This window comes from Maricaulis sp., assembly GCF_030149235.1.
In the GTDB taxonomy this organism is placed as follows: domain Bacteria; phylum Pseudomonadota; class Alphaproteobacteria; order Caulobacterales; family Maricaulaceae; genus Maricaulis.
Genome location: NZ_JASBRW010000070.1, coordinates 23,833 through 30,304, shown reverse-complemented (window position 1 = coordinate 30,304; position 6,472 = coordinate 23,833). Strand labels below are relative to the sequence as shown.

The following is a 6,472-nucleotide window of genomic DNA, read 5'->3' as shown; positions in this document are numbered from 1 at the left end:
ACGCTAGCGTCCGGACGGCCTGTCCGTCCAGACAATTTTGCGTCAAGGCAAACGGCTTGTTAGCAACATCAGGTCGAGTTGCTGCCGCTTCAATTCGAACTCGACAGCGACCAGGTCGAGCATGGCGCGCTCATAGTCCAGGCGGGCTTCGACAAGATCCGGCAGCGTACCGAGACCGAACTCGAACTCGCCGGCAATGGCCTCGAAATATTCCCGCTGGCTTGCGGCGACCGCTTCGCGCTGCACCTGTTGCGCCCGCAGGGACAGCAGGCGGCGAAACACCACCCCGCCCTGCTCGCGCAGATCGCGCTGCAACTGGCGCAAAGCGTATTCCTGCTCTTCCAGCACCGCATCCGCGCGGTCGGACCGGGCACCAAGCGCATTGCCGGTCAGGATCGGGACCGAAACATCTACGCCGATCCGATCACGATAGTCCCAGTCCTCGCGGGCATCATCATAAGTGTATGAGGAAATCCCAACCACATCGACAACCGGCAGTCGGCTGCGACGTTGGCGCTGGCGCTGGGCTTCCAGACTGCGGATATTGCTGCGTGTCGCATCCATCCGCGGATTGGCGGCCATGACCGCATCAAGGGCCTGATCGGCGGTTTGCAGATCGGCAAGCCGGTCCGCGAGCTCCGCGGCAGTTTGGACGTCTTCACAAACACCGGCCGGGCGGCCCAGATAGGCCTCCAGTCGCGCCCCTGCCCGCTCTTCCTGCGAACGCAATTCGAGCATGACGGCGTCCGCTTCGGCCAGCTGGGCCGCGATCTGGGCCCGCTCGGCCCGGGTCGCCCCGCCGCGCACCAGAAGGGCGTCGACGGATTCAAGCTGACGGGCGTAGTAATCGCGGCGCTCGGCAATCACCGCCATACGGCCCCGCGCTTCCTGTGCCGCAAGATAAGCAGACCCCAGCGCATAGGCGGCCTGTGCCTCGGCACTGGCCTGATCGAACGCGAGGCGCTCGCGCTGGTATTCGGCACTGTCGATAGCCAGGCGGGCATCGCCGAAATCAAACACACGCTGCGACAGGCGCAGGCCGACCTGGTTGTCATTCTGGTTCGTGGTCAGCCCGGTATCGCCAACCCCGCTACGGCCGAACGTCGACAATTGCGGCCGGCGCAGCGAGCGCGCTTCAGCCAGATCCGCCTCGGCGCGCTGCACCCGCGCCTGGGCGACGCTGACTTCCGGTGCGGTCTCGGCGGCTATCTGCATGCTCTCGACCAGCGGATCACAGCCCTGCGCCGAAGCGCCCGCGGTCCCGAAGGAGAGCAGTGCCAGCATCGCGACAGACAATCCGTTACGCATCATGACCCCCGGCCCTGCGGCCCTAACCCTGTCTCGAGCCACGGAACAGCGACTCGCTGATCGGCTCGAGCAGATAATCCATCGTCGTCCGGCTCGAACCGGAGAAAATAAACACTTCAGCCGGCATGCCCGGCGTCACGGCGAGTCCGTCGAGCCGGTCGATCTGGTCGGCCGGCACAACGATACGCACCTCGTAGAAAGGCACGCCCGTTGCTGGATCAGTCTTCAGATCAGCCGACACGCCCGTCACCTCGCCATCCAGGCTCGGCGTCAGCCAGCTCTTGTATGCGGTCATTCGCGTGCGCACGGCCTGGCCTTCATAGACCGCGTCCCGGTCTGCCGGGTTGATCCGCGCCGATACCGTCACTTCCTCAACCGCCGGGACAATCTCCAGAATAGTCTCGCCCGGACGCACGACGCCGCCACGTGTGGAATAGGCCAGATTAAGCACCTCGCCGCCCTGCGGTGCCGTGATGATGACCCGGTTGAGCACATCCTGCGCGGCGCCCAGACGCTCCTGTGCCAGCTGCAGGGCCGTGCGAACCTGAAGCTGTTCGGTGGACAGTTCACGAAGGAAGTTGGCGCGCGTCTGGGCTATCTGGCCGTCCAGGTCCTGTTCGAGCGTTTCTGATTGCTGGACCTGGGCGCGCAGTCCGCCGATCTGGGATTCCAAAGTGGCGACATCCCGCTCCAGGGCGCGCAATTCATCAACCCGTGCCATCTGCCGGCCCACCCGTTCACGCACCAGCTCTGCCTGGTCCTCCGCCGCATCGAGGGCACGGCCATTGATCTCGATCTGCTGCTGCAGCAAACGACGCGATGAGGCCGTGCCTTCACGCCGGGCCACCAGCACGGCGATATCGGCATTGAACGACCCGAGCTGTTGTTCAAATAAATCCCGCTGGCGCTCGACCACATCGCCACGGGCCAGCGCACTGATCTCCAGCGCATCTAGATTGCTGAACTCCGGTGTCTCGCGCCCGTCACGCAGCGCCGAGAGACGATCGAGCGAGGCGGTTAGAGTGGCAATCTCCTGCAGGATTTCATCACGCACCGCCAGCGAGGCCGTTTCCTGCAGCATCAGGAGCGGATCGCCGGCCTCGACCCGGTCACCGTCGCGCACCATCACATCCTCGATAATGCCGCCTTCCAGGTGCTGCACGACCTGCCGGTTATTCTCGGCCACGACCAGTCCGTTGGCAGGAACACCCTCGGCCAGCGGGACCAGCCCGGCCCAGCCCAGGAACCCGCCCAGACCGATCAGGCAGATCAGCGCCATCGCCCGCAGCGTGGGATCCTGGGTAAGCGTCTGATCCGGCATCATGCGGCTCCCTTCCCACTCGGGCTGCCACTTCCTGGACCCACGGCCAGTTTGAGATATTGCTCAGCCGGTGCCGCCAGCACGCTGCCCTTGCGCAGCAGCAGAACAGTATGGGCTTGCTCGATCACACGGCGGTCATGGGTGGAGACGAAAACCACCGCTCCGGCTTCGGCAACGCGGCCGATCGCCTTGATCAGATGGGCTGCGGTGGCGCTGTCGAGATTGGCGGTGGGTTCATCGAGCAGGACCAGGGGCGGCGAACCGAACAGCGCCCGGGCCAGGCCGACCAGCTGGGCTTGGCCCGCCGATAATTGCGCGCCGCCGGGACCGATCAGCGTGTCATAGCCCTCGGCCAGGGTGAGGATCATTTCATGCGCGCCGGCCAGCTTGGCCGCCTTGATCGTCTCGTCCGCATCGGCCTGGGTCAGGCGGTTGATATTCTCCGCGATCGTTGCCGGCAGAAGCTCGACATCCTGCGGCACATAACCGACATAGCGGCCGCGATCTGCGCTGGCCCAGTCCTGCATCGCCCGTTGGCCCAGGCTGACACTGCCGTCAGCGGCCGGCCAGGCGCCGGACAGGGTTTGCAGCAGGGATGACTTCCCCGCTCCGATCGCACCCGCGAGGACAATGATCTGTCCGCCCTCGGCCCGGAAGCTGAAAGGCTGGATGAGCGGGGCATCGCGCCCCGGGACAGCCACGCACAGGCGGTCAATTTCAAGCTCGGCCTCGGGCCGCGGCAAGGGCGTGAACTCGGCCGCCTCTTGCATGCCCTCGATGGAGGCCTGGAGGTCCTTCCAGGCATTCCAGGTCAGGACCGAATTGCGCCAGCCGCCGACGATCTGGTCGATCGGCCCCAGGACGCGGGCGAGAATAATCGAGGAGGCGACAATCGAGCCGGGCGAGATTTGCTGGCTCAGCGCCAGGGCCGCACCGCCCCCGAGCACCAGGATTTGCAGGACCTGGCGGGTCGAGCGGGAAATACCGGTGAAACGGCCATCGAGACGGGCCGCATTGAGGCCGAGCGCCTGGCCCTGGTCGCGCTGCTGGCGCCAGCGGCGAAATGCGCCGGGGATCAGCCCCATGGCCACCAAGGCCGATCGCTGACGTTCAAAATCACTGGCCAGCTGCGTCGATTGACCAAGAATGGATTGCGATACGGCGCTGGTCTGGCGCGAGGTCAGCTCGGCGGCGACGGCGACACCGAAGACGATCGCGGCGCCGGCCAGGCCGATCATGCCGATCACCGGGTGGATCAGGAATAGGACCAGCAGGAAAAGCGGGGCGAAAGGCAAATCAGCGAAAGGCAATGCGGCGCCATTCTGCAGATAGGACTGTATCCGCGACATGCGAGACAGGTTTTGCGCCAGCGCCGCCCGTCCGGCCGGCTGGCTTTCGAACTGTGCGAAGATGCGCGGGCCGAGGCGGGCTTCCAGCTCGACACCGGCCAGTGCCAGCACCCGGCGGCGGCCGATTTCGGCAGCGCCATAGATGGCCAGCAGGAAGACCGCCAGGATGGAAAGCCAGATCAGGGTGTCATAGGAGCCCGAGCTCAGGACGCGGTCATAGACCTGCAACATGTAGAGCGGCGACACCAGGAGCAGGATATTCACCGCGAGTGAAAACCCGGCCAGCCACCGCAAATGCGGACGCAGGCGCGAACGAATCTCCAGGGTCAGCGGTTTACTCATGATTTCCAGACACGGCGTTTGCGATCACCCCTGAGAGTATAAGCGTTTGCCAGCAAATGCACGTCTGGCCGGAGACGCTATTTCAGACCGATGCGCAGCAGGTCGTGCAAGTGCAGGATACCCGCCGGTTTGTCGTCCGCATCAACGATGAAAAGCTGGATGATCTTCACCGATCCGGCCGTCATCTCCCGCAACACGTCCGCCGCCAGCATGTCGGCCCGGCCGACGCGTGGCCCGCGGGTCATCACCGCCCCGGCGGTTTCATCGACCAGCCCCTCGCCCATATGCCGGCGCAAATCGCCATTGGTGATGATCCCGGCCAGGCGGCCGCTCTCGTCGATCACACCGGCACAGCCAAAGCTCTTGGTGGTCATCTCGATGAGCACATCGCTCATCTTGGCGTCCTGGTCGATCAGCGGCATGGCCGCCCCCGTGTGCATGATATCCGCGGCTGTCGCCAGGGCAGCGCCGAGCGCGCCGCCCGGGTGGAAGGTCTTGAAATCACCGGCAGTGAAGCCGCGCGCTTCGAGCAGAGCCACCGCCAGCGCATCGCCCATTGCCATCATCAGCGTGGTTGAGGTCGTCGGGGCCCGGGTCTCGCCGCACGCCTCCTGGGCGTCCGGGACGAACATCTTGTAGCCGGAGGCCCGGCCCAGTGCGCTGTCCGGCTTGGCGGTCATGCCGATCAGCGGCACGGAAAAGCGACGGCAATAGGCGATCAGGTCGCCCAGCTCCTTGGTTTCCCCGGACTTGGACAGGGCCAGCACCGCGTCATCCGGGGTGATCATGCCCAGATCGCCATGACTGGCCTCGGTCGGGTGGACGTAATAGGCAGGCGTCCCGGTCGAGGCCAGGGTCGCAGCGATCTTGCGGGCGACATGCCCTGACTTGCCGACGCCGGCGCAGATCAGCCGCCCCTTGAGACCGTCGACAAGGGTGACCACCTCGGCGAAGGCGTCGTCAATGGCGCGCTCCAGCGCGTCCAGCCCATCGCGCTCAATAGCAATGACGCGGCGGGCGGCGTCGAGCGGATCAAATTGGCTCATCTCAAAGTCCCGGAAAGTAAAAACGCATGGCGCTCCATAGCAGAACCGCGCACGTCCGGGGAAGAGACGTGCGCGGCGTCTACGGCAGTCTGCGCCGCGATGCATCAGGGGGACGAAGTGCACGCGGCATCACGCTCTTGGTAAGCGTGCGCAGACCTGTCCGGGTCTTCAACTACTCGTGTGCTGCCTGTGCGGCCGGATATCAGGGTGAGGCGACCACCCAAGCTTGGTGATAATAGCACGAACAGCGCAGCGCTCACTACAAATAATTGCGTAATGCAACCACACATGCGCGCTTGCTCCGGACGAGGTGTCGGGCTATCGCTCCGGCAACCAATTCAGGGAGATCACCGATGCCGCAACTCGCCTTTATCCGCCACGGCCAGAGCGAGTGGAATTTGCAGAACCGGTTCACCGGCTGGGTCGATGTCGACCTGACCGAACAGGGTGTGGCCCAGGCCAAGAAGGCCGGCGCCCTCCTGAAGGCTGAGGGCTTCGCCCCGCAGCTGGCCTTTGTGTCGGTGCTCAAGCGGGCGATCAAGACGCTGAACCTGACTCTGGAAGATCTCGACCGGCTCTGGATCCCGGTAGAGAAATCCTGGCGCCTGAATGAGCGCCACTACGGCGCCCTCGCCGGTCTCAACAAGGACGAGACCCGCGCCAAGCACGGCGAGGACCAAGTCCTGATCTGGCGCCGTTCCTTCGACACACCGCCGCCGCCGCTGGCCGAGGATCACGAATTCCACCCGCTCAATGATCCGCGCTATGCCGGCATCGATCGGTCCCTGCTGCCGGCCACGGAATCGCTCAAGACCACGCTTGCTCGGGTCGAACCCTATTGGGACGAGGCGATCCGGCCGCAGCTGGTCGCCGGCAAGGATATCGCCGTCGCCGCTCACGGCAACAGCCTGCGCGCCCTCGTCAAACTGCTCTTCAATGTCAGCGATGATGACATCATGGGCATTGAGATACCAACCGGAAACCCTCTGCTGATCGATCTCGACCCTGACACGCTGACGCCGGTCTCGGCGCGCTATCTCGACGCCGACCGGGCCCAGCCCCTGCCCGGAATTCCCGGCGCGTGAACACGGCGCGGGACCTCCGAA

At 64.9% G+C, this 6,472-nt stretch carries 5 protein-coding genes; 1 reads left to right on the top strand and 4 read right to left on the bottom strand.

Annotation, left to right across the window (positions count from 1 at the left end):
- Positions 1 to 42 precede the first annotated feature (42 nt).
- From Q1V51_RS10520 to Q1V51_RS10505, 4 genes are all read right to left on the bottom strand, one after another.
- Positions 43 to 1,311: a TolC family protein gene (locus Q1V51_RS10520; RefSeq protein ID WP_300556103.1), complete on the bottom strand. Its 1,269-nt coding sequence runs from the start codon at positions 1,309 to 1,311 to the stop codon at positions 43 to 45.
- Positions 1,312 to 1,330: 19 nt separating this feature from the next.
- A complete protein-coding gene (locus Q1V51_RS10515) occupies positions 1,331 to 2,629 on the bottom strand; it encodes an HlyD family type I secretion periplasmic adaptor subunit (protein WP_300556101.1) in 1,299 nt (432 codons plus the stop codon).
- Positions 2,629 to 4,320 (bottom strand): ATP-binding cassette domain-containing protein, encoded by a 1,692-nt coding sequence (locus Q1V51_RS10510; protein WP_300556099.1) that lies wholly within the window; start codon positions 4,318 to 4,320, stop codon positions 2,629 to 2,631. The genes Q1V51_RS10515 and Q1V51_RS10510 overlap by 1 nt, the downstream gene beginning before the upstream one ends.
- A 77-nt stretch (positions 4,321 to 4,397) precedes the next feature.
- Positions 4,398 to 5,366, bottom strand: a complete 969-nt coding sequence (locus tag Q1V51_RS10505) for a KpsF/GutQ family sugar-phosphate isomerase (RefSeq protein ID WP_300556097.1) — start codon at positions 5,364 to 5,366, stop codon at positions 4,398 to 4,400.
- A 353-nt stretch (positions 5,367 to 5,719) separates the two neighbouring features.
- On the opposite strand from Q1V51_RS10505, the gene gpmA reads away from it, so the two are divergent.
- Positions 5,720 to 6,451: a 2,3-diphosphoglycerate-dependent phosphoglycerate mutase gene (gpmA, locus tag Q1V51_RS10500; protein ID WP_300556095.1), complete on the top strand. Its 732-nt coding sequence runs from the start codon at positions 5,720 to 5,722 to the stop codon at positions 6,449 to 6,451.
- Positions 6,452 to 6,472 lie beyond the last annotated feature (21 nt).

What these genes read in the sequence shown, in the direction of transcription:
- Q1V51_RS10520 (WP_300556103.1), bottom strand. Translation starts at nt 1,311, where the DNA reads ATGATGCGTAACGGATTGTCTGTCGCGATGCTGGCACTGCTCTCCTTC.
- Q1V51_RS10510 (WP_300556099.1), bottom strand. Translation starts at nt 4,320, where the DNA reads ATGAGTAAACCGCTGACCCTGGAGATTCGTTCGCGCCTGCGTCCGCAT.
- Q1V51_RS10515 (WP_300556101.1), bottom strand. Translation starts at nt 2,629, where the DNA reads ATGCCGGATCAGACGCTTACCCAGGATCCCACGCTGCGGGCGATGGCG.
- gpmA (WP_300556095.1), top strand. Translation starts at nt 5,720, where the DNA reads ATGCCGCAACTCGCCTTTATCCGCCACGGCCAGAGCGAGTGGAATTTG.
- Q1V51_RS10505 (WP_300556097.1), bottom strand. Translation starts at nt 5,366, where the DNA reads ATGAGCCAATTTGATCCGCTCGACGCCGCCCGCCGCGTCATTGCTATT.